This window comes from Citrobacter sp. C13, assembly GCF_014596815.2.
GTDB lineage: Bacteria > Pseudomonadota > Gammaproteobacteria > Enterobacterales > Enterobacteriaceae > Citrobacter > Citrobacter portucalensis.
On sequence record NZ_CP115024.1, the window covers coordinates 2,030,985 to 2,055,921 of the forward strand.

35 protein-coding genes and 3 pseudogenes are annotated in these 24,937 nt (G+C 50.4%); 28 read left to right on the forward strand and 10 right to left on the reverse strand.

All coding sequences use genetic code 11. The features are described 5' to 3' along the window. Position 1 precedes the first annotated feature (1 nt). The 7 genes and pseudogenes from IB222_RS09620 to IB222_RS09650 form a co-directional block, all read right to left on the reverse strand. Positions 2–349: a hypothetical protein gene (locus tag IB222_RS09620; protein ID WP_000126106.1), complete on the reverse strand. Its 348-nt coding sequence runs from the start codon at positions 347–349 to the stop codon at positions 2–4. Next, the gene (locus IB222_RS09625) at positions 346–600 is read right to left on the reverse strand and encodes a hypothetical protein (RefSeq protein WP_149385084.1); all 255 of its coding nucleotides are present in this window, start codon (positions 598–600) and stop codon (positions 346–348) included. Before IB222_RS09625 ends, IB222_RS09620 begins: the two co-directional genes overlap by 4 nt. Beyond that, positions 597–773 carry a hypothetical protein gene (locus tag IB222_RS09630; protein ID WP_001253785.1) on the reverse strand — a complete coding sequence of 59 codons (177 nt, stop codon included), beginning with the start codon at positions 771–773 and terminating at the stop codon, positions 597–599. Before IB222_RS09630 ends, IB222_RS09625 begins: the two co-directional genes overlap by 4 nt. Further along, the gene (locus tag IB222_RS09635) at positions 761–1,300 is read right to left on the reverse strand and encodes a hypothetical protein (RefSeq protein ID WP_000120456.1); all 540 of its coding nucleotides are present in this window, start codon (positions 1,298–1,300) and stop codon (positions 761–763) included. The genes IB222_RS09630 and IB222_RS09635 overlap by 13 nt, the downstream gene beginning before the upstream one ends. A gap of 108 nt (positions 1,301–1,408) precedes the next feature. Then, positions 1,409–2,326, reverse strand: a pseudogene (gene rdgC / locus IB222_RS09640) (recombination-associated protein RdgC). Between the two features lie 341 nt (positions 2,327–2,667). Further along, entirely contained in the window at positions 2,668–3,033 is a 366-nt protein-coding gene (locus IB222_RS09645) for a ClpX C4-type zinc finger protein (RefSeq protein ID WP_016240143.1), read from the reverse strand. Positions 3,034–3,225: 192 nt separating this feature from the next. Then, positions 3,226–3,852, reverse strand: a complete 627-nt coding sequence (locus tag IB222_RS09650) for a LexA family transcriptional regulator (RefSeq protein WP_046669973.1) — start codon at positions 3,850–3,852, stop codon at positions 3,226–3,228. Positions 3,853–3,953: 101 nt separating this feature from the next. On the opposite strand from IB222_RS09650, the gene IB222_RS09655 reads away from it, so the two are divergent. The 10 genes from IB222_RS09655 to IB222_RS09700 all read left to right on the forward strand — a co-directional run bounded on the left by IB222_RS09655 (position 3,954) and on the right by IB222_RS09700 (position 11,462). Further along, entirely contained in the window at positions 3,954–4,181 is a 228-nt protein-coding gene (locus IB222_RS09655) for a Cro/CI family transcriptional regulator (RefSeq protein WP_046669972.1), read from the forward strand. Positions 4,182–4,191: 10 nt separating this feature from the next. Then, positions 4,192–4,743: a YmfL family putative regulatory protein gene (locus IB222_RS09660; RefSeq protein WP_071698280.1), complete on the forward strand. Its 552-nt coding sequence runs from the start codon at positions 4,192–4,194 to the stop codon at positions 4,741–4,743. A gap of 172 nt (positions 4,744–4,915) precedes the next feature. Continuing rightward, positions 4,916–5,089, forward strand: coding sequence for a DUF4222 domain-containing protein (locus IB222_RS09665; protein ID WP_072161089.1), 174 nt, complete (start codon positions 4,916–4,918; stop codon positions 5,087–5,089). Between the two features lie 4 nt (positions 5,090–5,093). Then, on the forward strand, positions 5,094–6,335 hold the full coding sequence (locus tag IB222_RS09670; RefSeq protein ID WP_081000502.1) for a Rha family phage regulatory protein: 1,242 nt from the start codon (positions 5,094–5,096) through the stop codon (positions 6,333–6,335). Continuing rightward, the gene (locus tag IB222_RS09675; protein WP_149385085.1) at positions 6,332–7,198 is read left to right on the forward strand and encodes a conserved phage C-terminal domain-containing protein; all 867 of its coding nucleotides are present in this window, start codon (positions 6,332–6,334) and stop codon (positions 7,196–7,198) included. Before IB222_RS09670 ends, IB222_RS09675 begins: the two co-directional genes overlap by 4 nt. Beyond that, the gene (locus tag IB222_RS09680; RefSeq protein WP_149385086.1) at positions 7,195–8,514 is read left to right on the forward strand and encodes a phage N-6-adenine-methyltransferase; all 1,320 of its coding nucleotides are present in this window, start codon (positions 7,195–7,197) and stop codon (positions 8,512–8,514) included. Before IB222_RS09675 ends, IB222_RS09680 begins: the two co-directional genes overlap by 4 nt. Further along, positions 8,511–8,909, forward strand: coding sequence for a RusA family crossover junction endodeoxyribonuclease (locus IB222_RS09685; protein ID WP_000780154.1), 399 nt, complete (start codon positions 8,511–8,513; stop codon positions 8,907–8,909). Before IB222_RS09680 ends, IB222_RS09685 begins: the two co-directional genes overlap by 4 nt. A gap of 86 nt (positions 8,910–8,995) precedes the next feature. Further along, positions 8,996–9,883 (forward strand): ORF6N domain-containing protein, encoded by an 888-nt coding sequence (locus tag IB222_RS09690; RefSeq protein WP_223240886.1) that lies wholly within the window; start codon positions 8,996–8,998, stop codon positions 9,881–9,883. Further along, on the forward strand, positions 9,880–10,869 hold the full coding sequence (locus IB222_RS09695) for a DUF968 domain-containing protein (RefSeq protein WP_149385087.1): 990 nt from the start codon (positions 9,880–9,882) through the stop codon (positions 10,867–10,869). Before IB222_RS09690 ends, IB222_RS09695 begins: the two co-directional genes overlap by 4 nt. 14 nt (positions 10,870–10,883) lie before the next feature. Continuing rightward, positions 10,884–11,462, forward strand: a complete 579-nt coding sequence (locus IB222_RS09700; RefSeq protein ID WP_149385088.1) for a DUF1133 family protein — start codon at positions 10,884–10,886, stop codon at positions 11,460–11,462. A gap of 228 nt (positions 11,463–11,690) precedes the next feature. On the opposite strand, the gene IB222_RS09705 is transcribed toward IB222_RS09700, so the two are convergent. Next, a complete protein-coding gene (locus IB222_RS09705; protein WP_149385089.1) occupies positions 11,691–12,503 on the reverse strand; it encodes a DUF3800 domain-containing protein in 813 nt (270 codons plus the stop codon). A 186-nt stretch (positions 12,504–12,689) separates the two neighbouring features. Between IB222_RS09705 and IB222_RS09710 the strand changes: the two genes are divergently transcribed. From IB222_RS09710 to IB222_RS09755, 10 genes and pseudogenes are all read left to right on the forward strand, one after another. Next, positions 12,690–12,878 (forward strand): hypothetical protein, encoded by a 189-nt coding sequence (locus IB222_RS09710; RefSeq protein ID WP_149385090.1) that lies wholly within the window; start codon positions 12,690–12,692, stop codon positions 12,876–12,878. A gap of 156 nt (positions 12,879–13,034) precedes the next feature. Next, positions 13,035–13,172, forward strand: a pseudogene (locus IB222_RS09715) (phage holin family protein); the annotation flags it as partial. Next, positions 13,162–13,389 (forward strand): annotated as a pseudogene (locus IB222_RS09720) (hypothetical protein); the annotation flags it as partial. The pseudogenes IB222_RS09715 and IB222_RS09720, both read left to right, overlap by 11 nt. 151 nt (positions 13,390–13,540) lie before the next feature. Beyond that, the gene (locus tag IB222_RS09725) at positions 13,541–14,038 is read left to right on the forward strand and encodes a hypothetical protein (RefSeq protein WP_000423994.1); all 498 of its coding nucleotides are present in this window, start codon (positions 13,541–13,543) and stop codon (positions 14,036–14,038) included. A gap of 445 nt (positions 14,039–14,483) precedes the next feature. Then, the gene (locus IB222_RS09730; RefSeq protein WP_001568784.1) at positions 14,484–14,762 is read left to right on the forward strand and encodes a phage holin; all 279 of its coding nucleotides are present in this window, start codon (positions 14,484–14,486) and stop codon (positions 14,760–14,762) included. Then, positions 14,734–15,282, forward strand: coding sequence for a lysozyme (locus IB222_RS09735; RefSeq protein WP_149385092.1), 549 nt, complete (start codon positions 14,734–14,736; stop codon positions 15,280–15,282). Before IB222_RS09730 ends, IB222_RS09735 begins: the two co-directional genes overlap by 29 nt. Beyond that, entirely contained in the window at positions 15,279–15,785 is a 507-nt protein-coding gene (locus tag IB222_RS09740) for a DUF2514 domain-containing protein (RefSeq protein ID WP_188055438.1), read from the forward strand. Before IB222_RS09735 ends, IB222_RS09740 begins: the two co-directional genes overlap by 4 nt. Before the next feature lie 210 nt (positions 15,786–15,995). Then, on the forward strand, positions 15,996–16,112 hold the full coding sequence (locus tag IB222_RS09745; protein WP_229046080.1) for a YnfU family zinc-binding protein: 117 nt from the start codon (positions 15,996–15,998) through the stop codon (positions 16,110–16,112). Between the two features lie 66 nt (positions 16,113–16,178). Beyond that, entirely contained in the window at positions 16,179–16,376 is a 198-nt protein-coding gene (locus tag IB222_RS09750; protein WP_072667363.1) for a hypothetical protein, read from the forward strand. A gap of 74 nt (positions 16,377–16,450) precedes the next feature. Next, positions 16,451–16,648, forward strand: coding sequence for a hypothetical protein (locus IB222_RS09755; protein ID WP_001548474.1), 198 nt, complete (start codon positions 16,451–16,453; stop codon positions 16,646–16,648). On the opposite strand, the gene IB222_RS09760 is transcribed toward IB222_RS09755, so the two are convergent. Further along, positions 16,607–16,876: a DUF1883 domain-containing protein gene (locus IB222_RS09760; RefSeq protein WP_072667362.1), complete on the reverse strand. Its 270-nt coding sequence runs from the start codon at positions 16,874–16,876 to the stop codon at positions 16,607–16,609. The genes IB222_RS09755 and IB222_RS09760 overlap by 42 nt on opposite strands. A gap of 178 nt (positions 16,877–17,054) precedes the next feature. On the opposite strand from IB222_RS09760, the gene IB222_RS09765 reads away from it, so the two are divergent. Beyond that, on the forward strand, positions 17,055–17,693 hold the full coding sequence (locus IB222_RS09765; RefSeq protein WP_072667361.1) for a hypothetical protein: 639 nt from the start codon (positions 17,055–17,057) through the stop codon (positions 17,691–17,693). 10 nt (positions 17,694–17,703) lie between these two features. On the opposite strand, the gene IB222_RS09770 is transcribed toward IB222_RS09765, so the two are convergent. Continuing rightward, complete coding sequence (locus tag IB222_RS09770; protein WP_001472855.1) at positions 17,704–18,207, reverse strand: hypothetical protein; 504 nt, start codon at positions 18,205–18,207, stop codon at positions 17,704–17,706. Positions 18,208–18,497: 290 nt separating this feature from the next. On the opposite strand from IB222_RS09770, the gene IB222_RS09775 reads away from it, so the two are divergent. From IB222_RS09775 to IB222_RS09805, 7 genes are read left to right on the forward strand one after another with little or no spacing between them, the layout of a single operon-like run. After that, entirely contained in the window at positions 18,498–19,067 is a 570-nt protein-coding gene (locus tag IB222_RS09775) for a hypothetical protein (RefSeq protein ID WP_000210383.1), read from the forward strand. Next, positions 19,009–21,132: a terminase gpA endonuclease subunit gene (locus tag IB222_RS09780; protein WP_149385094.1), complete on the forward strand. Its 2,124-nt coding sequence runs from the start codon at positions 19,009–19,011 to the stop codon at positions 21,130–21,132. Before IB222_RS09775 ends, IB222_RS09780 begins: the two co-directional genes overlap by 59 nt. A gap of 8 nt (positions 21,133–21,140) precedes the next feature. Further along, positions 21,141–21,404 carry a gpW family head-tail joining protein gene (gpW, locus tag IB222_RS09785; protein WP_000483309.1) on the forward strand — a complete coding sequence of 88 codons (264 nt, stop codon included), beginning with the start codon at positions 21,141–21,143 and terminating at the stop codon, positions 21,402–21,404. Then, positions 21,404–23,041, forward strand: coding sequence for a phage portal protein (locus IB222_RS09790; protein ID WP_149385095.1), 1,638 nt, complete (start codon positions 21,404–21,406; stop codon positions 23,039–23,041). The genes gpW and IB222_RS09790 overlap by 1 nt, the downstream gene beginning before the upstream one ends. Next, positions 23,038–23,904, forward strand: coding sequence for a S49 family peptidase (locus IB222_RS09795; protein ID WP_001052909.1), 867 nt, complete (start codon positions 23,038–23,040; stop codon positions 23,902–23,904). Before IB222_RS09790 ends, IB222_RS09795 begins: the two co-directional genes overlap by 4 nt. A 1-nt stretch (position 23,905) precedes the next feature. Continuing rightward, positions 23,906–24,496, forward strand: a complete 591-nt coding sequence (locus IB222_RS09800; protein WP_032652432.1) for a hypothetical protein — start codon at positions 23,906–23,908, stop codon at positions 24,494–24,496. Next, positions 24,496–24,900, forward strand: a complete 405-nt coding sequence (locus tag IB222_RS09805; RefSeq protein WP_149385096.1) for a head decoration protein — start codon at positions 24,496–24,498, stop codon at positions 24,898–24,900. Before IB222_RS09800 ends, IB222_RS09805 begins: the two co-directional genes overlap by 1 nt. Positions 24,901–24,937: the final 37 nt, after the last annotated feature.

The window sequence follows — 24,937 nt, forward strand, 5'->3', positions numbered from 1 at the left end:
CTCACTCCCCCTTCACGCCAATGCCAGCGGCTACAAGTTCTGCGGTGTTGGCATCCTGCTGTCGGCAGTCGCATTCAATCTCAATCGGCTCGCCCCATGGCTGCGTGCCGCCACTATCAGTCATTCCTGTGTCGTTGCATTTCGGGCATGGTTTTTCCTCAAGCGCATTCAGCAACATACGGATCTCATGTTGTTGTGCTGCTATCGTTGAGTCTTTGGCTTCCAACTCATCCAGCAGCGCCTCCGCCTCGATGTAAATCACCTGCCGATCGTGGTCTGCCGGGTCGCTATAGTTGTCCTGCATGAACTGGAATTCTTCACGCAGCGCCTGTTTGTTGAGTGCTGTCATTGGGCTGCTCCTTGTCTGGCTCTGCTCAAGAGCTGGTTAAACATCATGGTTAGGCTGTTACTGCAACCAAACGGCATATCGTTAATGCGGTATGTTGGAATACCCTTGCGAACACCAGACTTCACGATCCGACCGGTGCCATAGAGCTGAGATAATGCTCCGGCGACCGCTGGGGTCTTTTTGTTCATACCTTTGGCGATTTCACCGCTGGTGGTATTCGGATTAGCCTGTAGATATTCAAATACAGTCATGGCGTTTTATCTTTACGTTCCTGTTCCAGTTGCACCAGAGACTCTTTTAATGCTGCGAACGTAGCGTCCAGTCTGGTGGCGACTTCGCGCATAAGCGGCGCATGCTTTGGTGGCAATTCAGCAACGGAGGCAAACGCCTCCGCTACGAGTTCTTTTACCTTCATGCGGCGCATTGGCGCTGCTCCATCAACTCGTTAAAGCGATTGATGAACATGCCGTATGACTGGCCAGGACGAACTGGGTTGATAATGAATAAATCCGTTGGGACAACTCCCTCGAGGCATGGCCAAATGGAACCTTCGTCAATCTCAAAATCGCGGCGTTCGCTGGCGAGCATCACCAGGTCGGCATATTTCACGGTTGGGTGTTGCTCAGTTGGTAGACCGAACTTCTGCCGAATGGCTGCGTCCACACGAGCTTCGATTGCCTGGTAATCCGGAAGCAGGCGCTTAAGTGGGGAGGGGATGTCCTGCAGGTAGGCTTCAGCAGCATCATGAAGCAGTGCTTCTAATGCAAACTCCTGCGGAACGAGGTGGCTGGTTAAAACGCTATGCTGGCCGACACTGTAAAACTCAGGAAGATGCCCTGCAAAGCGGCAGATATGAGACAACGCGGTAGCAATATCCTCGATCACGATATCGTCCTGTTGGATATCGAGGTAATTAAAATGTTTGCCGGATAATGTCTGAATGTAGCTCATGGTTTTCTCCATATTGGCGCGCTGCACCGCGCCATTAAATTAATGAATTGCTGAATTTAGCGTGCAGCAACCCAACCCATGCTTATGGGGGTAATTGTTGCCTGGTGTTTATCGCTTGGCTTCGCCGCCGAGAGAGGTTGTTAATCCGTTAATGAGAGAGATAAGCTCGCCGGTCATCAGAACAAAGTCAGCGTCGAACCGCTGAGCCGCATCCTCACGGTCGATATCGTCGTTTTGTTCTGTAATCTCATTAGAGAACTTAAGGCGTTTGATGCTGCCGTCATCGCAAAGAACGAACTGAATGCGCTATTGCCAGTCGATAGACAGCTTTGTAACTACTTTGCCAGCTTCCAGATGCACATGAATTTCGTCACTGACCAGAGTCTGTTTTTTAAAGCGTCCAATACCGCCATCTTCAAGAATAGCTTTCAGTTCGGCTTCATCACCCAGGCCAAAGCCAGCAGGCGCACTACCGGAACGAACCCAGTCGGTCATAGTTAGTTCGATCGGCGTTTCCATAGTCAGCGGTACCACCGGGAGAGAACCGAGAGTTTTACGAAGCAGGGCCAGTGAGTCTTCGGCACGTTTAGCGCTGGCTGCATCAACCATGATCAGACCGTCGGTGACGTTGATCCACAAACTAACAGTCGAGTTTTTGGAGAACGCCCGAGGAAGCAGGGAGTGCAACACTTCATCACGCAGCGAATCTTTCTCAGTTTTTTTGAGGCGACGCCCCTGATCGGATTCCAGATGCGACACACGCTTGCGCAGTTCTTCAGCAATGACAGGAGATGGCAGTATTTTTTCTTCCCGGCGAATAACCAACAACACTTGATTATTGACAGTGTGATGCAAGCGATCTGACAGCTGACCAAGTGGTGATACCCAACCGGTTTTTGCCATATCCTGGCTACCGCATGGAGTGAAGCGAAATAGTTCAAGCTGCTGTTCCAGCTCTTCCTGGTTGATGGTGAAATCGCGACTAATGCGATACACCAACATATTTTTGAAAAACGGATTATTCATTCTCGGTTCCTCAGCGCATCTGCACAGACGCTAAAAAGTTAGTTTCTCCATACACAACAGAGAAGGGCACCTGCATTGGTCGGCGGCTTGAGAGACCGCTTTCTTTTTGCCCGGGTGGATTGGGTTATGAGCCCGTCGCCCGGTGATGCCCTTTTCTGTTGTGCCCTGAAAAAGGCTGGCGGTTACCGGAAATACACGGGAAAACACCGTGCCGCCAGAACAGGGAGTTACTTGTTATTGCTTTAGCCTGCTTTTAACCACATCAGGCGCGGTGGTATCTTGGTGTTCTCACACAACCAAGAGGGATGTTTATGGGCGCTTTTGATAACCAGGAAATTACGTTACCCGCATGCCCTAAGTGCGGCACTAAGACGAAGAAGAAAATCGCTTGGCTCAAGTCGAACAAAAGTTTCACTTGTCGATGTGGAGCTACTATCAATGTCAACAGCAGCCAGCTTACTTCCGAAATCAGGAAGGTTGAGGACAAGCTGAAGAAGCTCTTTAAATAGTTTTTTATCGACTGATATTATTTCGTTATCAGAGGTTGGTTTTTCAGCCTCTGATTTTTTAGTCAGGATCATTTTTTCTACACATGTGACTACGCATTCCGAACAGATGGCAGGTTCGTCCTTACCACCTTTTGCGACGATCTTTATCGCTCCCAGTTCGGTTGCTCCGCAAAATGAGCATGTGAATAAATGATTCATGTAAACCTCTACCCCCAACCTAAGTTTTCTGTCAGCGAATCATCCGGTTATTCATATGCCACCGGCGGCTACTTCGTGGGCGTCCTGCCTGTTCGCTGTTGATGAATAAAATCTAACTTAACTTAGCTTTTAGATCAAGAAAAAACATCAAACTATTCTTAGCTTGATGTTAAGAGGAAGGTTAGAGGTGGGTTAAAGTTCGTACTGAACGCCTTTGACAACTCCGATAATCAGGCAATTACCGTTTATTGAAATGTTTGGATAGCGTGGATTCAAGGGAACTAAGAACTTTTGAGGCCCATCGATGACGAGTTTTTTTACAGTAGCCTCGTTTGTCCCATCAAGCCTAGCTACGACTATCTTTCCATTAAGTGGCTCTGCATCAGGATCTACTATGACCGTTGCCCCTTCAGGGATTGTGGGGAGCCCATTAGGGTTTGTCATCGAATCACCTTTGACCTCCAATGCAAAGGAGCTATCACCTATCCTGAGTGATGTTTCTACCCACTTATCTACTTCACTGAAAACTTCTGCTGCTTTACATTCTGTAAACTGTCCAGCCTGAACCCAAGATATCACCGGAATCCTTCGCATCTTGGTTATCAGGTTCCCTTCGAATTCAGTGCCATAAAGTATGTAATCAATTGATGTGTTGAAATACTTTGCAAGTTTCGCAAGTGACTCACCGCCTGGCACATTAATGTCTTTTTCCCAATACCCAACCGCCACATCGCTAACACCACAGAACTTACCCAGTTCTTTCTGCGAGGTTTTAGTTATGCGCCTGAGAGCTTTGATGCGCTGACCGACAGTTTCCATTTGAACACCATAAAAAATTAAAAGGCTAAGCAATCTTAGTTTTTATTGACCAAAGTTAGATTGGTTATTAATATCTAATCAAACTTAGCTAAGGAGGCATTATGACAACCGATGATATTGAAAACTACTTCGGCAGTACTGAGAAAGTTGCCGAGTTTTTTGGAATAACAAGCGAGGCCGTTTACCAGTGGCGTAATAGAACTGGTCGCCTAATCCCGAAAGGACGTGCAGCAGAAGCAGCCTATCGGACTGGTGGAAAATTGGTTTTCCATCCCGACCTTTACGAAAAGCGTAGCGAAGCTTCAGTAAAACTCAAACCACAGGAATAAGGGGGGAACTGTGGGTAACGAACCTATTTGGAAAGTCGAACGTCAGCCTTCTTGGCTGGTGGTAGCGATTAAAAAGACGATTACCGACCTGCCTGGAGGCTATGCCGAGGCGGCGGAATGGTTGGGGGTAACAGAGAATGCGCTGTTTAACCGCCTTCGTGTGGATGGGGATCAGATCTTCCCTATGGGGTGGGCGATGGTGCTACAGAAAGCTGCTGGTGTTAGCTACATAGCTGATGCGTTTTCTCGTCAAACCGATAACGGGATCCATATCCCGGGCGCGGCACCAGAAACAGAGAACGAAGAGATTGGTTTAAAGCTGGCTGAGCTGGTGGGCAGGCTTGGTGACCTGGTTAACGCATATCGTCGATACATCGATGATGGTGTGGTTGATAAAGGGGAGTGGGACAGTCTGAACGAAATCGCCTACCAGTTCCGGGTAACGCTTATGACGTTTCTGAACCTGATTTCACGAGTCTATTGCCTTCCAGAAAAGAGTGACGCCCGCGAGTGTGCAGCTCCGGGCGCCTTGGCGAACAACTCTTCGAGTATGGAGAAATAATCCGCATGAGCAATTTAATCGTAAATCCTCACTTACCGCAACTACGAATGATCCCGGTGCCGGGTCTTCCGCTGTTTCGGTATGAATGCAAAGTATCAAATCGCTGGGTGTCATGTAACCACAGCCAGGCTGCCGTAATTGTGGGGGTCTACTATCGGAGGGCAAAACGCCTGTGCGCGAACTTAACCGAAGGTTCAAAGATCACCGCGGAGTGCCAGTCCGTGTTATCCGCTGGGAGCCAGAAACACAGCGCGTTATCTACCTGCGAGATGGCTATCCACACGAATGTTTCAGGCCGCTTGAGCAGTTCAGGCAAAAGTTCAGGGAGATAGAGGATGAGAGCTAACCCAATGAAAAAAAACTTAACTAAGAATTTATCCTGCCAGGGCATTAATCCTCAATTTGATAGCCTTTTCTTCAACTTTGAACCTCTTTTTCAGGTCTTCGAGTTCTTTGGCGAGAGCAATGTATTGATCCGCAACTCCATATTGAGCAATCAGTCCGGTTGCCAGTTTAGCATCGGCGTTTTCTGGATCATCAACATCGATGATTTTTCCATATTTTCCGGTAATAACGGCAATACGGTGCTTGCACATCGTGCCCATTTCACCAGCAATGCAAGTGCATTCTATTTCGAGGTTACCGCTCTGATCGCTGATGGTTACATCGTAAAAACCATCACCGCTGCTGCTGTTAGCCAAAAGTTGGTAGATCACGTTGTATCTCCTTATTTTTTTGTAGCGGTTAACGCTCATCCCAACCTCATTATTGATCATGCTTTATTCCAGGTATACACTGTCTCGGCAGCGGCAAAATCCGTTGCCGGGATTGGCGTCCTGGAATTGATTAAAGAGCACAACCGCGCTCTGGCGGTTTTTTTGTGCGAAATGCATTGCTACACCCTGATTATGGTGGGGCGTGCAGGGGCATCGAAAGATGCGCCGGCTTCTTTAGTCACCGGTTACGCCAACCCTGCACGTCTCACCACCAATGAGATTGGCGTCTCTTGTGGTGAGTTGTTAAAACTGACTAAAGAGGCAGCCATCATGGCTACGATCCCAACCCTCGTTCAACCTGAAATTTCCGTAATTAACGGTCAGGCCGTTACCTCCTCTCTGGCTATTGCCGACTTCTTCACTAAGCGTCACGATGACGTACTGAAAAAAATCCGCGCTCTGGAGTGTTCGCTAGAATTCACTGCCCGCAATTTTGCGGTGAGTGAATACACCGACGCTACAGGCCGCAAACTTCCCTGCTATCAAATCACCCGCGATGGCTTCGCGTTCCTCGCTATGGGCTTCACTGGTAAGCGAGCAGCACAGTTCAAAGAGGCATACATCACAGCCTTCAACAGGATGGAAAATGCGCTTCACGGGGCAAGTGATAATTTCTGCGCAGCGCACAATGCCCACGTTGTTTACCTCTACATGTCTGAAATTCACCGCGTCTGGTTAGAACAACTTTATCCGATGTTGGTTTCTGTTCAGTCTCCGCTAGCTTCATCACTCTACGACTACATCAACGATGGTGTATTCGTGGCTGGGTTGGTGGACTCGGAACTGAACAAAAAGCACAAGGAGGTGCGAAAGTGAGCACTAAATTAACCGGCTACGTATGGGATGGTTGCGCATCGTCGGGCATGAAGTTGTCTAGTGTTGCGATCATGGCTCGTCTTGCTGACTTCAGCAGCGATGAAGGTGTGTGCTGGCCGTCAATTGAAACTATCGCTCGCCAGCTTGGCGCAGGGCCGAGCACTATCAGAACGGCAATCGCAAAGCTTGAAAAAGATGGCTGGCTCACGCGCACACAGCGCCGTAATGGTAACCGTAATGCTTCGAACGTGTACCGCCTGAATGTGGCGAAACTTCAGGCTGCCGCATTTTCTCAACTGTCAGATTCTGACACATCAAAATCTGACGCATCAAAATTTGACGCCTCAAAAACTGACCCGTCGAAATCCGTCAAAAACGGTGGTTTTGACCCGTCAGAATCTGGCGGGGATCCGTCAGTAAAATCAAAACAAGATCCACAAGTAACTTCAAAACCCTCTTGTCCGGTTGCGGCGCAACCAGACCCTGAAGTCGTGATTACTGATCAGGCCAGACAGGTCTTGTCTTACCTGAACCAGACAACTGGCTCACGCTACCAGGTATGCAGTACGTCGCTGGAGAATATTCGCGCCCGTCTTCGGGAACAATTCACGGTTGATGACCTGTGCCTGGTAGTGGATTACAAAAATGCCGATTGGCGTGATAGCGAGCAGGCGCAATACCTCCGCCCGGCAACTCTGTTCATTCCAAAAAACTTCCCTGGTTACCTGCAAAGCGCGACCAAATGGTCCAGTGCTGGCCGGCCTGAACGCGTTAACGGCAAATGGGAGACTAACTCAGCCAGCCGCGCAAACTTCCAGAGTGTTGATTACTCACTGCCAGAAAATTCGGGGTTCCGTTCATGATGACCAATAAATATTGCCAGGCGCTGGCGGCACTGCGTAGCAAACCAGCTCACGAATTGAAAGAAGTTGGCGATCAGTGGCGGACACCGGATCTGCTTTTTTGGGGGATCAACGCGCTATTTGGTCCATTAGTTCTGGACTTGTTTGCTGACGACGACAACGCGAAGTGCCCGGCATGGTACACCGCCGAAGATAACGCGCTGACGCAGGACTGGTCTGAACGTCTGGCAGAACTGGGCGGCGCTGGTTATGGCAACCCTCCGTATAGCCGTTCGCAGTACCACGAGAAGCAGGCGATCACTGGTATGACGCACATCATGAAGTACGCAGCAGCCCAGCGCGAGAAGGGCGGTCGCTATGTATTCCTGATAAAAGCCGCGCCGAGTGAAACGTGGTGGCCGGAAGATGCCGATCACATTGTATTCATTCGCGGGCGCATTGGGTTCGATCTGCCTGTGTGGTTTGTACCTGCTGACGAAAAACAGAAGCCCACCAGCGCGTTTTTTGCCGGTGCTATAGCTGTATTCGATAAGTCATGGCGTGGTGAGCGGTTCAGCTATATCAACCGTACCGAACTGGAGGCAAAAGGGCGGGCGTTTATGACTTTGGCGCAATTTGCTGCCAGCAAGTCTCAACCTGCAACTGCCACACCATCTGTAGCTGACAAGCCAGAAGCAGAGTTGCCACTTACCCAGAAAGATATTTTTGATGTCAGCGGTGTAGAGGCGTGGGCATGCGTAAGAGCTGCGTTTGGCGATAAAGAAGAATACACATTCAGTGAATCGAAGTTTGGGCATACCTGGGCCGCGGATTCTGTCGAAGCACCGGAATTCACTCAGGTATCACCATTAACGATCGACAAAGCGAAGCTGCTTATTCGTGAGAGTATTTTGTTCGGTGTGGATGAGTGGCTGTTGTCGATTGAATTCGATGACGCTGCTGTGCGCCTGGATATGTCGGAACGTATTCGCACTGTTGCCCTTGAAGCATCTGGTGAATATGGAATGAACAGTACTGATTTCATAGCAGCTATGGGAAGCCTGGATGTTTCCAGTTGGTCCAATATTCGCCAGATCCGCATGCACATCCGTGAGAAAGCTAAACCAGTCGCGGATCCGCTTCCCGAGTCCCGTATCTGGCCGCTGGAGGTTGGAATTGTATTCGATCAGGTAGACGGCGCTGACATGCTGGATGAGTCACAGCAACACAAGCTGAAAGCCAATATCAATCAACTCTGGCTGGAGCGGACTGCCACCAGCGAAATCATTACTGCTGCTTCTGAACTTGTTCGCAATATGCGGGGAGAGGCCGCGTGAAACTGGTCCTGCCTTTTCCTCCGAGCGTGAACACTTACTGGCGCGCCCCTAACAAGGGGCCGCTGGCCGGTCGTCACCTCATTAGCGCTGATGGCCGTAAATACCAGAGCGCTGCCTGCGTGGCGATCATTGAGCAATTACGACGTCTCCCGAAGCCATCGACTGAACTGGCAGCGGTAGAAATCACTCTGTACCCGCCGGATGCGCGCCGCCGGGATATCGATAATTACAACAAAGCCCTGTTTGACGCGCTGACGCATGCGGGTGTCTGGGAAGACGACAGCCAGATTAAGCGCATGCTGGTGGAATGGGGGCCAATAGTACCGAAGGGAAAAGTTGAGATAACCATAACGGCATATAAAAAAGAGGTGGTTATATGTCCAGCTGTGGGTTGAATATTGGTCGATATGGCAGTAATGTCGGAAAGTGCAAGCGAAACGGGCGTGCAGGCCCTTCGCAACAATCAGAGTATGGAGATAATATGAGCAATCATCATGTTATGGGCACCGCTACGCCCAAAAATAGCACTTCATCAGTAATTTCCGTTAATCACTCATCGGTGCCGGTGATCACTTATCGCAATCAGCGCGTAGTGACTACGGAATCTTTAGCAAGCGGCTACGGTACAACAGCGCAAAACATCACGAATAACTTTAACCGCAATAAAATGCGTTTTGTTGAGGGTAAGCATTACTTTCGAATTGAGGGTGATGAAGTCGAAAATTTGCGCAACTCTTTCAGCAGTGTGCAAATATTATCAAAGGCTCGCAGCCTTTATCTTTGGACTGAGCGCGGCGCCTCCCGCCACGCAAAAATGCTTGAAACCGAATTAGCCTGGGACTTCTTTGAACAGCTTGAAGATCATTACTTCAATCTTCGTGAGGTCCACGGTGTCATGCTGCCGAATATGTCTGATCCAATAACCCTGGCGCGTGCGTGGGCGGATGCCATGGAGGCAAAGCAGCAAGCTGAGGCGCTTACCCACCAGCAAGCCGAATATATCGAGCATCTCGAGAGCCTCTTCACTGATGGGCTTTCCCCGGTACAGTTCTGTAAACGTCTGAATGGCGTTAATACCTCAAAAATTAGCGCCTGGCTTGTTTTGATGAACTGGTTATATGACGACAATCCGGAAGGGCGCAGCGCACAATGGCGTGTCCGGTCATACGCGCGCGATAAATACCTCACTGAGAAAAGCAGCAAAGTCTCTCCAAATTCAGCAGTCAGCTTTACCACCTATCAGCCGGTTCTGCTTCGGGAAGGGGCCACCTGGAGCTACAAAAACTATCTGAAAGGGAAGCTTCCGATGAAGGTGACCTGGAACGGGAGTTTCACCCACGATAAAGAACTGGCTGGTGGCGACAATTGAGGGCATTACTCACACCTGAAATAGCCCCCCGTATGGGGATTGTGTTGTTCCGTCCCGGTGCGGAACTGATGCACCTCTTCATGCGTGGTCGCGTTCTGCTTGAGCCTGAACCAGAAGAAATGGCGTCATTCAGTACCGGGGCTGTTCCGGCAGTCATTCAGCCGCTGGCTGATGATCCGGTAATGCGGCAGGTCTTCGGGAATGAGCGGGTTATACAGCGTGCCGGTGGGCTTTCTTCCCTTGAGCAGTGGCTGAGTTCACGGTTTGAATGCCAGTGGCCCCATTCATCGTGGCACGACAAGAACTTCACAACAATGCGGCACGAGCCTGGAAGCATTCGACTGTGCTGGCATTGCGATCACACTTTGTCCGGGCAGCATACCGAGCAGCTTGCAGGTATAGCGGCCGGAAACCTGGTATCCTGGATTCTGGAAGTCATTCGGCGTGATTCTGGTTTTCCCGAGTCGCATATCCTGACGCTACCGGAACTGTGCTGGTGGATGGTCAGGAACGACCTGGCTGATGTTATACCGGAAAGCGTCGCGCATAAGGGGTTACGGCTTCCGGATGAGAAGATCCGCTCAGTCATGAGGGAAAGCGACATTGTGCCTTCAGTGTCTGCAACCAGCATCGTGCAGGATAAGGCGAAGAAGATCCTCACGCTCTCTGTTGATCCGGAGTCGCCAGAGTCTTTTATGCTCAGGCCAAAACGTCGCCGCTGGGTAAATGAGACGTACACCCGCTGGGTTAAAACACAAGCGTGTGAGTGTTGCCGACGGCCAGCAGACGACCCCCACCACCTGATTGGCCACGGGCAGGGGGGAATGGGTACAAAAGCACACGACTTATTTGTGATACCGCTGTGCAGAGCACATCACAACGAGTTGCATGCTGATCCCGTGGCATTTGAAGCGAAATACGATGACCAATTGGTGATGGTTTTTCGGGTTATAGATCGAGCGCTGGCAATCGGCGTACTGGCGTAAGTGGAGAAAGCTTAATGATTAATCCTTCTGAAGTTGGCAAGGCTGGTGAAATGGTGCGCCTTCGTACTCTGGAAAGCATCTGGGTGCAGGGTAAGTTGCGCATGTGGGGGCGCTGGTCTTATATCGGCGGTGGTAGTGGAGGGAACATGTTTAACCAGCTACTGGCATCCGGGAAAATCACCAAGACGGCAATCAACGAAGCGCTACGCCGCATGAAGAAGGCGGGCATCAGCAAACCCGAACTGGAAGCATTCTTCAATGAGATCCTCGAAGGCAAAAACAAAAGCGGCCTGGCGTTCTGTACCGATGAAGAAGCGCTGACCATCAACGCTGTACTCAGCGGTGTCCTTGTGCAGTCAGGACAGAAGAAGTTATACGCTCTTATTGAAGATCGTTATATCAAGCGGCTGAGCAAAAAGGCGATGGCAAGAGACCTAAATGAAAATCATCCTGAATGGTGCCTGAGAACGTGTGAGAGTCGCATTGACGTTTGGCTAAATGTAGCAGAATCGATGCTATACAAGCCAATGTGTGACGCATTCGGCACAAATAGCGACAGATTCTACTTGAATAGTTGCGCGGAAAGTGCTTAAATTATGTTAAGCTCGGGACGTTAAAGCGAACTGAGCAACAGAACAAAAAGAAACCCGCCACTGTGCGGGGTTTGTTATGCACTATCGTTGACTAGTGTCTTTGTCACATGTAAATTTGATTAATATCCAGTTTTGGGAATGAAGAGGCGGCTCCCAAATATTAACCGCCGAGTTGGTCACTTCGGCTAAGGCCTGGGACTCCAACCATGTCGGCTGAGAGGTCGGCACTCACCTACTGCCATTTCGTTCAGGTAACGGATTTTTCAATTTAACTGGTTTAGTTTCGATATCGCGAAAACCACGGGTTTTGTCATAAAATAACCAGATATTAAACTTCCGCTCAGTGGGCCAAGTATCATACGTAAGAGCGTCCCATCCGAGATTTTCTGCAATTTTTCCAGCCAAAGTAACTTTTGCTTCGGATGATATCTTTCCTTGGTATGCGCTCATTATTGCCCCCAAGAAAAAATCAGAGATCTGAATATTCTCAGATGATTTAGAGTCTTTGCTGACAACGGATGTTATGAGATTTTTCGCCCCGTGCTGAAGAAATAGCATGTTATTGGCAATCACATGGAATGCCTCATCAGCTTTCTTGTACCGAGACGCTATTGGATCAACTTCTACTCGGAAGCAGCAATCTCGTTCCGGATGAGCTCGCAAGATACTTGAAATCTTAGTTGTCATAAGTTTGGTGAAATGCTTTCGCATGGCCAGATCATAGTCACCATTATGAAAACTTTTATTGACCATAGATTTTTCAACGACAATGCAGTGAAACGCGAGCCACTGATGTTTGAAGAAAAGATCAATCAAGTCTGTATGAAACGGCAAATACTTTTTTGAGTTTGCTTTTTGCCATTTTATTTCCTGGAAGAAACCGTGCTTTTCGCGGACATCACGTATTAGTTTTGCAAAATCGCCACGGCGTTGATATTTCATCCATAGGCTACCGAAGCCATAAAATCGCTGCCCATCAATTCCTGATTCATCACAGGCAACATGCCAAATTACTCGGCCAGGATTATCTTGCTCAGCCATACGCTTTAGTCACTTGTTTAGTGTGGAATGTGTGATATTTAATCACAAGTGTAAGTCATTGATAAGGATCGTTTTGCTAAAAAACACAAGCTTATTGGTGTCTATCGGGGACCTGAATGTGGTTTTCTGCCTTATGGCACATTCTGCTTCGGCTTATACTTCCTGCTTGGTTTTGCGGGGGTGCGAATGAAAGAAGGATATTACTGGATTCGGCATTGCGGTTGTGTACAGGTGGCGTACTACACGAATGACACTGTTGATGATCTGGAAACGGGAAAAACAATCACAGGTGTCTGGCATCTGACCAGAGGCGATGACATTTGCCATAACGGTGAAGCGGAAGTTTTAGAAGGACCTCTCGCTCCACCTATATAAACAAGTTAACTCACTTCGAGGCTGCCAACTGGTGGCCTTTTTCATTTCAGGCTCACGGGAATCAATTACTACGTGCTTTGTTGATAAATCCAGCCCGTGAAGCCTGATCCTCCTTTCATCACACAGCGCCATCCGAACTATCGGAGGTGAGAGACCATGAAAATGCACAACGACCCTCACTCCTGGACGGAGTTAATTGAGTTACTTCATAGCTGGTGGCGCGGTGATACGCCAATGGGCGCAGTTCTTTTATCGGTAGCGATGGCTGTACTGCGGATTGCGTATGACGGCGGCAAAATTTCGTGTTTACCACGACCTCGACAAAAAAGAGAACATCCGTGACTACCTGACGCCGGAGCAGATCCACTGCGTAACTGAGTTGCAGCGGGCCAATACAGTTTTCATTGGCATGGGCTGGGACTTTGAGCAGCGCAAAGAGGCGCTAAAGGGTGTATTTGATCGCAATCATCGCCAGCCGCTGATTGAAGAACAGCACAGTTTAGCAGCGTAATGAGCGTCACTTCGACACACAGACTAATCATCGGAACCCTGCCAGTCGGCGGGGTTTTTGCTTTTCGCACTCAGTGTAAGTGAAATATAACCATGTGCTTTCAGGGAGAGTTACTATGCAGATTCCTTTCAAAAGTTGTCTGGAGAGTGGCATGGAATTAACATTTAAGGATCTGAAAGAAAAACGCACTAAACTGGTCGAGGCGCAATGGAAGTTACAGGATAAACTTCAGGAGAAGGCGAGCGAACTACTACGAGAGTATTCAGGTTCTCTTGATCTTACATCTCGTGAGTGGACTGGTTCTGACGGAACAAGATGGCCTTATGTGGACATTGGTATTTGGGAGGAGGAGGGGAAGTTCTTTCCTGTCTTAATCCCCCAACTCAATATGGACAGCCGTTACCACTTGAATTTCGTGATTGCAACCACTCTTGATGATTCTCCGCTAACAGGTGGCTACAGGCAGGGCGTAAGCATCTCACTCTGGTATGAGAACTCATCATTTTATGCTGAAGTAGGCTCAGGAGACGACGTCTCCCGTTTTTCTGTCTCATCTCAGCTGGGTGGATTTTATCAGGTATGCAACGCTATTAAGGCGTTAATTAGCTCTTCTATGGATCGCGCCATGCCAGATATTCCAGCGAATTAATAAAGCATAAACATCTTTCAGGGCTATGCAAATGCATGGCCTTTTCTATATCCCGTTGTGAAATGTTCGTGAGGCATGGGTTGTCAGCCAAAGGATCACCGGGAGACACCCAGCACCACGCATCCATTATTGCATAGCAAAAAGGCTCACAACGGTGGAACTTTTAGCAGGGCGAAAAAAAGCCCGCATTGGGTTGCGGGCATAACAGAGAACAAATAGCTAATATTCAAGTTGTCTTTCATCAACTTGTCAGAAGAATTTAACCTTAAGAAAAATTGATGTAAAGACAATATTGATTTCTGGCTACGGGCTGCGCATTTGCGTGGCCTTTTTCGTATTCAGGCTCACGGGAATCATCCGCTACGTGCTTTGTTGATAAATCCAGCCCGTGAAGCCTGACCTTTTCATCACACACAGCGCCATCCGAAAAATCGGAGGTGAGGCTATGACCAGAATGAGCACCATTTACAGCAGACTTTCATATGGAACAGGAACCACGCTGACCGGCTGCGGTGTATCAGCGAAGGCATATGCCGAAACAGCTAAAACAGCAAAAGAGGTGTCCTGGATGTTGGCCGACAGAATTGCAGGGTTAAGCCTGAGCGACTGGGCAATTATTGTCGGTATCGCATGCACCGTTATCACCTGTGCAGTGAACTGGTATTTCCGCTGGAAAGAACGGGAGGATCGGCGCAATGGCTATGCCACCAAAGCTGAAGAATAAACTGAGTGCAGCGGTCGTTGGTTTAATTCTTGCGGGGGCTTCCGCGCCCGTGATTCTCGATCAGTTTCTGGATGAGAAAGAGGGTAACAGCCTGACGGCGTATCGTGACGGCGGCGGAATCTGGACCATTTGTCGTGGCGCCACGATGGTTGATGGCAAGCCAGTAGTTCAGGGCATGAAGCTGTCTGCTGAGAAATGCGATCAGGTAAACGCCATTGAGCGTGATAAGGCACTGGCGTGGGTTGACCGAAATATCAAAGTACCACTGACCGAACCACAGAAAGCCGGGATCGCGTCTTTCTGCCCATATAACATCGGCCCCGGAAAATGCTACCCGTCCACGTTCTATAAGCGCATCAATGCTGGCGACCGTAAAGGAGCCTGTGAAGCGATTCGCCGGTGGATAAAAGACGGTGGCCGCGACTGTCGCCTGACCAAAGGCCAGAAAAACGGCTGCTATGGTCAGGTAGAACGGCGGGACCAGGAAAGCGCACTGACGTGCTGGGGGATAGACCAGTGAGCCTGCGCTATCAGTTTATTGCCATTTCGCTGCTGGTGGCCGTCGCATTTATCGCCGGGAACGAGTGGAGTAACTGCGGTTGGGAAAAAAGGTGGGCGGAACGTGATAGCGCGGAATCATCGCAAACAGCGAACGCACAAACAGCAGCCCGCATGATTGAACAAGGGCGCATAATTGCCCGTGATGAGGCCGTAAAAGATGCACAAGCGAAAGCCGCAAAATCTGCTGCCACTGCTGCTGGTTTGTCTGCCACTGTTAGCCAGCTGCGCGCCGAAGCAACAAAACTTGCCACCCGCCTGGACGCCGCAAAGCACACCGCAGATCTTGCCGCTGCCGTCAGAAGCAAAACAGCCGGAGCCGACGCCGCAGTGCTCGCCGACATGCTCGGACGCCTTGCAGAAGAAGCTCGATATTATGCTGGACGAGCTGACGAAAGCTACCGCGCTGGAATGACGTGTGAGCGGATTCATGACTCGGTGAGAGAGTCAAATAGCCAACAATGAGCTTCGCAATCAGCAGTCGCCAGATGAAAGAGAATAAGCATGTACTGGCTGTTGAGCATGAGTACATTATGCATCCACGTTTGCTAGTTGGATGACAGAAATTGGTTAATAATTGAACGGAATGCGGTATGATAAACCACATTCATTAAAAGGTCAGCCATCATGTCATTCTTCGATTACGCAATGCAGCGTGTTGGGCTTGTAGCCAATATGACTGTCACGTGTCCGATATGTGGACATAAATCTACTCAGTCGACCACGAAAGTACGTCAGCAACAGGTATTACTTTGCCCAAAGTGTAAATCGCTTTTTATCATTCACAGGTAGTCGGTCGCGATACAAATAACCCTAGGCCTCGCAATAGCGGGGCTTTTTAACAACTGAGGTATGCGCATGACAGTAGTTCTTACAGCTACGCAGATTGAAGACCTGGCAGCATTCGCGAAAGAAGATGGCCAGCCACAATACACTATCACTACCGGGACAATCCCTGAGTTCGAAGCTGATGATGGTGAGGTTATCCCCGAATATAAAGGACTACTCGCTTACTCAGATTCACTGGATCACGGTGTATTGCAGCTTGACGACTAACGGCATTACAGCAGGCATTCCATGAGTGTCTGCGATAATGCTTTATTATCATTGTTAACGACGGGGTAAAAATCATGAAAATTTTAGTTGAACACAACTCCAAAGTTATCTGGATGCGTGATAATGAAACATCTGAAGGTGTGGCCTGCAGGAGTTATATTAAGGACGGCGTACAGCAAAAGATTATTGCCGCCCTTGAGGATGCCTTAGCTCAGGCAAAGGGTGAGTTATTATGCTGGAATGACTCTGATGCTGTGAGTGACATTTCCTGAGCCACCACCTAAATCAATCGTAACGTTCCAGTATCCCATATGAGGCGCAACCAACCGGGCCGGAAGTCTCTCGAAGAAACCACCACCACCATGATGATGAAAACCCCGGTTATTTTTATAACTATTGAAGTTACTGTCGGTAGTGAGAAGGATGTTGCACTGGTGCGAGCAGTCAACAACAACGACATCACCTGCATTCAGGTGCATTCGTTTGTGAAGAAATTGCATAAGTCTCCTTATCAAGAGGCAATCAGCCACTCCTCTCAAGGCTGGTACGCCAACGTCCCACCGCTGACGGGCTGAGCCATTACCTTACCCAGACTCAACGATAAGTAACATCCTGATATTCAGACAGTAACTGTAATCGATAATGCTGAAGAATAGGCAGTAAATACAGGTGACTGATATGGCAACACTGAAGGATTTATCAAACCAGTTAAAGCAACTGCAAAAGCAAATCCCGTTTGCCACAGCTCAGGCGATGACAAAAGTTGTACGCCAGATTGAGTTGGCTCAGAAGACGGCATTCGAACGACATCTGGAGAGCCCCACGCCGTTTACCGTTAAATCAGTTGGTTCGGTGGCGGCAAGAAAGAACAATCTGACCGCAAAGGTTTTTGTCCGTGATACCGCTGCTGGTTATCTGGAACCATTCGAGTTTGGCGGAGAGCACAAGCTCAATAGCCAGGCTCTATTAAATCCCAAGAACGTTAAGCTAAACAAATACGGCAACATGCCGCGTAATAAGCTCTCACAGCTTAAAGCAAAGGAAAATGTATTCGTAGGTGAGGTTGATGGCGTTAACGCTGTCTGGCAGCGTAAGAAGCCGATGAAAGCTAAGAAGCGACGGGCCAAACGTTCCGCTAACGGGACGCGAAGACCGAAACGCAAACAGCGTTCTCCAAAGCTTTTGATCCGGTTTGGTGATGCGCTACCTGTGACTCCAGTGCTGGGGTATATGGATAGGGCCCGTACCATGGCGAACGCACTGCTACCGTCTGCTTTAAATCAGGCGATAGCAGAAGCCATCAGGACGGCAAAATAAAAGCAGTAACTTATAAGTTAATTTCGCAAGCTTTTATGAAGCTGTTTACTGCAGTTGTCGATCCAGAAACATTGGCTGACATGGAATGCTGGTTTCCGCCATCCTTTGTTTGCACACCAACTAACACTTTGGATTTCGCCCCCTGAAGCTGCTTAAGCACTGTTTTTAGTTGGTCCGCGTCATCCGATTGAATCTGGAGGCTCTGAACATTACGTCTTGAAAGGGTAGCATCGAGCTTCACTGCGGTATTCCCGTCGACCTTCATTATCAGGTCCATTGGTACCTCTGATAGTGATTCGGTGCTTTTATCCATTTCAACGTATGCCGCCGATAGCTTTTCTTTAGTGCAGTCAAACACAATGGCGCCATTGTCGGATGAAACCTCGCCAAGCATCATTGCTTTCTTACCACCAGAGAAAAGGTCATCTTCAGTATTAGTTACCCACTGGGCATGAGCAATTGGTGATGCCAGCACTGCGGCTACGAAAGTTATTTTGATTATATTGTTACCCATTACATTCTCCTTGTATTGAATAGGAATAATCATAGTCGGAGCGAATGGTCGAAGCCATTAAAAAAATGGGTCCTTCCTGAGACTTTTGTAAGGCACGGGCATTGCGCGCCGCGGTGTTTTCCTAGCTACAACTTTCAGATTTGTGTCCCATGTCCCACCTCTGGCGATCATTACGGACACCTCGCCAGCTCTGGCTATTCCAGTTTATTCCAGTGGGACATTCTGGTGGGACATGGCAAAAATGTCCCAGGCGAATGTCCCACCCCAGAAAATGTCCCAGGTGATGTCCCATGACCACGATGAACCAGAGTCAGTACGCACAACATTCAGGTGTGGATCGCAAAACAATTGGTCGGTGGATTAAAGCCGGGCGCTTCATTGTGATGGACGGAGACCTGATTGACGTAGAGGCCAGCGATGCGGCATTGAAGAAAAACCGCGATGGCAAAGACCCGCGCGCCTCGAACGCGAAGAAAAAGAAAACTCCCGTCGTTAGCGATAACGATGATGACGGTGATGAAATCAATAAAACTGTCCGCCAGATAATGCTCACTGAAGGGGCAGATCTTTCGAGAGAGGAAGCGGGACGTATCCGCGAGAATTACATGGCCCTGCAGGCAAAGCTGCAGTATGAAAAAGACAGCGGCCAGCTTATTGAGCTGACAGCAGCCGAGGAGGTTTTATTCAACGCCTTTCGCCAACAGCGTGATGCCTGGCTTAACTGGCCGTCCAGGGTGGCGCCGCTAATGGCTGCTGATCTGGATGTACCGGCGGACAGGATGACAGAGGTGCTGATTGAACATGTCCACAAACACATCTCAGTCCTCGGAGAGCCAGAGTTTAACCCGGCAGAAGATTGAGCGTCTTGAATTAAGCGTCCGCAAAGGCTGGACACCCCCGCCGCGTATCAGTGTGCCGCAGTGGGCAGATGACTATCGTAAGCTGGCAAAAGAGGCTGGGAGCACTTCGGGAAACTGGGAAACATCGACGGTAGAAATTGCCCGCGGACCGATGCTTGCCGCGACGGAGTCCGGGGTTCATATCATCACTGTAATGTGCTGTACCCAGTTGATGAAGACAGCACTGCTGGAAAACCTTTTTGGCTATTTTGCCCACCTCGATCCTTGTCCGATACTGCTGCTGCAGCCGAAAGAAGAAGCCGCTGAACAGTTTTCGAAAGAGCGTATTAGCCCGCTGGTAAGGGTGACGCCGGTACTGCGTAAAATCATCGGTGATTCGAAACAGAAAAGCTCGAAAGAAACCATTCTTTACAAGGCGTTCACTGGCGGATTTCTGGCGCTGGCGGGTGCTGGTAGCCCTGATAACCTTGCGCGTCGTCCGATTCGTGTCCTGCTGGCGGATGAAGTGGACAAGTACCCGATAACCCGCGAAGGCGATCCAATTGCGCTGGCCGAAGAGCGTACAGCGACATTTGGCCTGACCTGGCTGTCTGTACGCGCCTGTTCGCCGACGGTGGAGGATGAGAGCCGCATTGCTGACAGCTACGCCGACTCCGATCAGCGCCGGGCATCTGTGGTTTGCCCGCACTGTGGCCACCGCCAGTTCCCCGACTTTTTCAAACACGTTCAGTGGCCGAAAGAGGGAGATAAACACCTGACTAAATCGGCGATGCTCTATTGCGAATGCTGTGGTAGTGGCTGGTCCGAAGGACAGCGCCTCAGAGCTCTGCAAACTATTCGATGGCATCAGACGCGCCCATTTGAGTGCTGCGGGGAGCGGCACTCACCGCTGATGGATTATGACCTTGCCTGGCGGGCGGCAGACGAGGGCAGCGTTGAAAAGGTCTGGCAATGGTCAGAGTCGGAACGGCATGCGGTCTATCGCGCAATCTGCCCCTCCTGTGGAAAGGAGGCAGTCGATAACCACCACGTGGGGTACCAGGCATCCAAGCTTTTCAGCCCCTGGCAAAAAGATAAGCCGTCGGATATTGCGAAAAAATATATCGATGCGAAGGGCGATCCGGATAAGGAACAGGCGTGGTGGAATACCCAGATGGGGCTTCCGCACCGACCTAATCATGGGAAACAGCTCCCTGTTGATGTTCTGCTGGCGCGCCGGGAAATATTTCCGGCCCTCGTTCCGGACGGGGTGGCATTGTTAACAGCTGGAGTTGATACCCAGGACGATCGCTTCGAAATTACGATCACCGGCTGGGGGAGAGATGAAGAATCGTGGTCGGTCGCGCATGACGTTATTTATGGTGACCTTGAGACGGAAGAACCCTGGAAGCGACTGGATGCATACCTGAAACAGATCTGGCGACGTGGTGACGGGCGCGGCCTGAATATCATGGCAACGTGCATGGACTCCGGCGGCCACCATACGCAGAAGGTATACGAATTCGCCAAAGAGCGTCTTGGCCGTCGTGTCTGGGCAATTAAGGGGGAGTCTGCACAGGGAGGCAAACGCAATCCTGTCTGGCCGACCAAACGACCATCATCGAAAAGCAAAGCCAGTTTCCGCCCTGTCATTCTGGGGGTTAACTCAGCGAAAGACGTGATACGCGGTCGCCTGCATCTTGAGCCACCCAAACCTGGCGCCGCCGCTGCGGGTTATATGCATTTTCCTGACGATCGCGATCTCGGGTACTTCAATCAGCTGCTGGCGGAGCGACTGGTTTACAAAGTCATTTCCGGGCAGCGGTACAGTATCTGGGAAGCAATACCAGGACGAGCTAACGAAGCGCTTGACTGCCTCGTTTACAGCTATGCCGCGCTGTGCGGTCTCAAACATATGGGGTTAAAACTCAACGTCCGGGCCGCCAACCTCGAAGCCGATCCGGATAAGTTCCTGCCAGCGCCAGTTGGACAGGAAGAAAAAATCAATTACGAGCTGCCCGGTGCGGTTATTGAAGAACCAGCGCCGGTCAAACGTAAGCGAATATCGCAACTCCTGCCGAAATAAGGAAAATCATGTTCAACCGGAACACCAGCCTGCTTGCCGGCGCAATGACTGACGATCAGCTCAGGGATGCGCTTGCGAAAGCTCAGCAGGCGTACATTGATTTAGCAACCGGGAGCCACGGTGTTTCATTTTCCTATACGCAGGGAGACGGGACGCGATCAGTGTCCTATCAGCAAAGCACCCTGGCTGATCTGCTGGCCCTGATTCAACTTCTGCAGGCGCAACTGGGGATTATCTCTCGTCCCCGGAAACCAGCGAGGTTTAGATTCTGATGAATAAAGTACAGATACTGGGCTCTGATGGGCAGCCGTTGCGACAGCAGCGTCCCTCTATGCTGGTGGGGGGGAGCCGCGTACCTTATGACGCAGCTGACTCTTTCAGCGATCAACTGGCGAACTGGCAACCCGCGCTGTGGTCCCCGGACAATGAAATTAACATTTACCGGGATCGCATCGTGTCCCGCGCACGCGATCTGGTCCGTAATGACGGCTGGGCAAACGGTGCGGTCACACGTCTGCTGGATAATGCGGTTGGTGCCAACTTCCGCCCCATCATGAAACCCGATTACCGTGTTCTCAGAATGATCACCGGAAACAAGGCGTTTGATGCGTCCTGGGCGAAAGAGTACGGAAAAGCACTGGACGGGCACTGGCGGACCTGGAGTAACGATCCTGGCCGGTATTGTGATGTTGAACGAAAACTCACCGTGTCGCAGATGTTACGCCTGGGATTTCGTCACAAGCTTATTGACGGGGATGCTCTGGCCATTCTCCAGTACAGAACTGACAGGCTTGGTCCCGGAAGAGGGCGTTACGCCACCACGGTACAGATTGTCGATCCTGACCGCCTCAGTAATCCTCAGCAGAATTTCGATATGCCAAATGTCCGTGGTGGCGTTGAAATTGATGCGGACGGTGCGCCGGTTGCTTACCACATCAGGGAGGCCCATATCGGTGACTGGTGGAGCGGGGCTAAAACCATGACGTGGCAGCGTATCCCGCGTGAAACTGACTGGGGCCGCCCGCATGTGGTTCACGATTTTGATCATGAGCGTGGCGCGCAGCACCGCGGTAACGGCATCCTGACTCCGGTTATTCAGCGTCTGAAAATGCTGGTGAAGTATGACCAGAGTGAGCTTGAGGCAGCAATTCTTAATGCCATATTTGCCGCTTACATTGAGTCACCCTATGACCCTGCGATGGTTCAGTCTGCCCTGGGCGAGACCTATGACGAGTCGGAGTTAGGCACTTATCAGGACGGGCGTGTTGAGTTCCATAACGATCGGCGTCTGACACTTCAGAATGGTGCCCGAATGCCCATTCTTTATCCTGGTGAGAAAATCACGACGGTTAACGCGGCGCGGCCCTACAGCAATTTTGAAGTCTTCGAATCTGCTGTTCTCCGTAATTTTTCTTCAGGAACAGGGTTGTCCCCACAGCAGGTCACCCAGGACTGGTCTGACGTTAACTACAGCTCTGCACGCTCCTCGTTGCTGGAGGCATGGAAAACACTGACTCGCCGCCGGGACGATTTTTCTACCGGCTTCGCTCAGCCCATTCTCACCGCCTTTGTTGAAGAAGTTCACGACAATGAGGATTTACCCCTGCCCGCAGGCGCACCTGATTTTGTTGACGCCAGAGCCGCGTATTCTCGCGCGCGCTGGATGGGGCCAGGGCGCGGCTGGGTGGATCCGGTTGCAGAGAAAAAAGGCGCCATTCTTGGTCTGGATGCCGGACTTTCCACCCTCGAGATTGAGGTGGGTGAAAACGTCGGTGAAGACTGGGAAGAAGTGCTTGATCAGCGCCAGAGAGAAATTGAGTCATGTCTTAAACGCGGATTACCGCTTCCGAGCTGGGCACAGGCTGACCAGTTTGCGAGCCAGACCATTACCGATCCGGAGGAAAAGTGAATCTACCCCATCTGGCCCAGCGATTATTTAACACCCCGCTGGCGCTGCACCCGAGTAAAGCCGAAGTCATCATGGCATCCGTAATGGACCGATTTGGTATCAGTAAAATCGAATCTTCTCTTGCCATGGAGGATGACTGGTACGGATATGACGATAACCGGGGACGTGAATCCCGTAGTGATCCGGGTTATGACAATGTGCTGGGTGTCGCCGTCATCCCGATATGCGGAACGCTGGTGCAAAAACTGGGCAGTCTGCGTCCGTACAGTGGAATGACAGGGTATGACGGCATTCGTCAGGCGTTTCTTACTGCGATGGAAGATCCCGACATTTCGGGCATTTGCCTGGATATCGACTCACCCGGCGGCGAGGTCGCTGGATGCTTCGATCTGGTTGATGTCATTTACGGCTCCCGGGGGAAAAAGCCTATCCATGCCATTCTGACGGAAAGCGCTTATTCCGCTGCGTATGCCATTGCCAGTGCAGCGGACCGGATTTCTGTTCCGCGCACCGGCGGAGTGGGTTCTGTGGGTGTGATCACCATGCACCTTGACTGGACGCAGCGGATTAAAGATGACGGTCTTAAAGTTACGATCATCACCTATGGATCCCGCAAGGCTGAAGGTTCGCCGCTGAGAGAGTTGTCAGATGAAGCGCTGGCCGCCATCCAGCAGGACATTAACACCATGGGCGAATTGTTTGTGAACACTGTTGCCAGAAACCGGGGGATTAGCGCAAAGGTTATAAAAAGTACCCAGGCCGCCTGTTTTATGGCTGCTGATGGCGTTGAAATTGGACTGGCTGATGAGGTGTGTCCTCCTGACGCTGCGTTCAAAAACTTACTTGAAAAAACAGGAGCCTGAAATGGCAAAGAAAAAGACGTTTAGTTTTGCTCACCTCATTGGTCTTGGCCCTTCCGCTTCTGAGGAAGAAGAGGATAAAAAAGCCAAAAAAGCGAAAGCCCGTCGCGCGGAAGAGGACGAGCGCGAAGATGATGCCGATGATGATGAGCGCGACGACGACGCGGAAGAAGACGAACGCGACGATGATGCTGAAGATGACGGCGATGATCCGGATGCGTCAGAAGATGATGATTCTGAAGACGACGGCGACGACGATCGCAAAGAGAGTAAGGCGGTAAAAAATGCACGCGCTGCTGAGCGTAAACGCTGCGCCCGTATTTTCGGCAGTAAGCATGCAGCTGCGAATCCTTCACTGGCCGCGTCACTGGCTTTCAATACCGGGATGAGTTCTGCGGCAGCAATTAATGTCCTAGCCTCTTCGGCTCCGGCCGCAGCCGCATCTCAGCCATCCCGTAAACGCTCTCTCGATCAGCGTATGCAGGAAAGCCACCAGGTCCGGCTTAATCCGGATAGCGGACAGAAAGAGACCGGAAAGTCTGCGCTGGTAAGTAAAATGACCAGCCTCTACAACTCCACAAGAGGAGAGAAATAATGGATCAGTTTGGTCAGAATGCGTTTGCGCCTGGCATGAAGAGCGCGCTGTTTGTTCCGGATCAGCTTGTCGCTGGCACGCTCCAGCTGGTGACTGACACCGGGATCATTACGGGCGGTGCCTTTAAGCGTGGTACTGTCCTGGGCCTGGTGGCTGCCAGCGGGAAATACACGCAATGTGTGAAAACGGCTGTAGATGGCAGTCAGTTACCCGTTGCTATTCTGGTTGATGATGTTGATGCATCGTCTTCCGATCAGAACGGCGGCCTGTATCTGATGGGGGAATTCAACCAGCACCGAATTATTTTTGATAACTCCTGGACGACCGCTGACCTGAAAAAAGCGCTCCGACCGCTGGCTATCTTCCTGAAAGACAGTGACCAGGCACCTGTAACCACCTCCTGATTTCCCCCACGGCTCTCCTGACGAATGCTTTAACCGG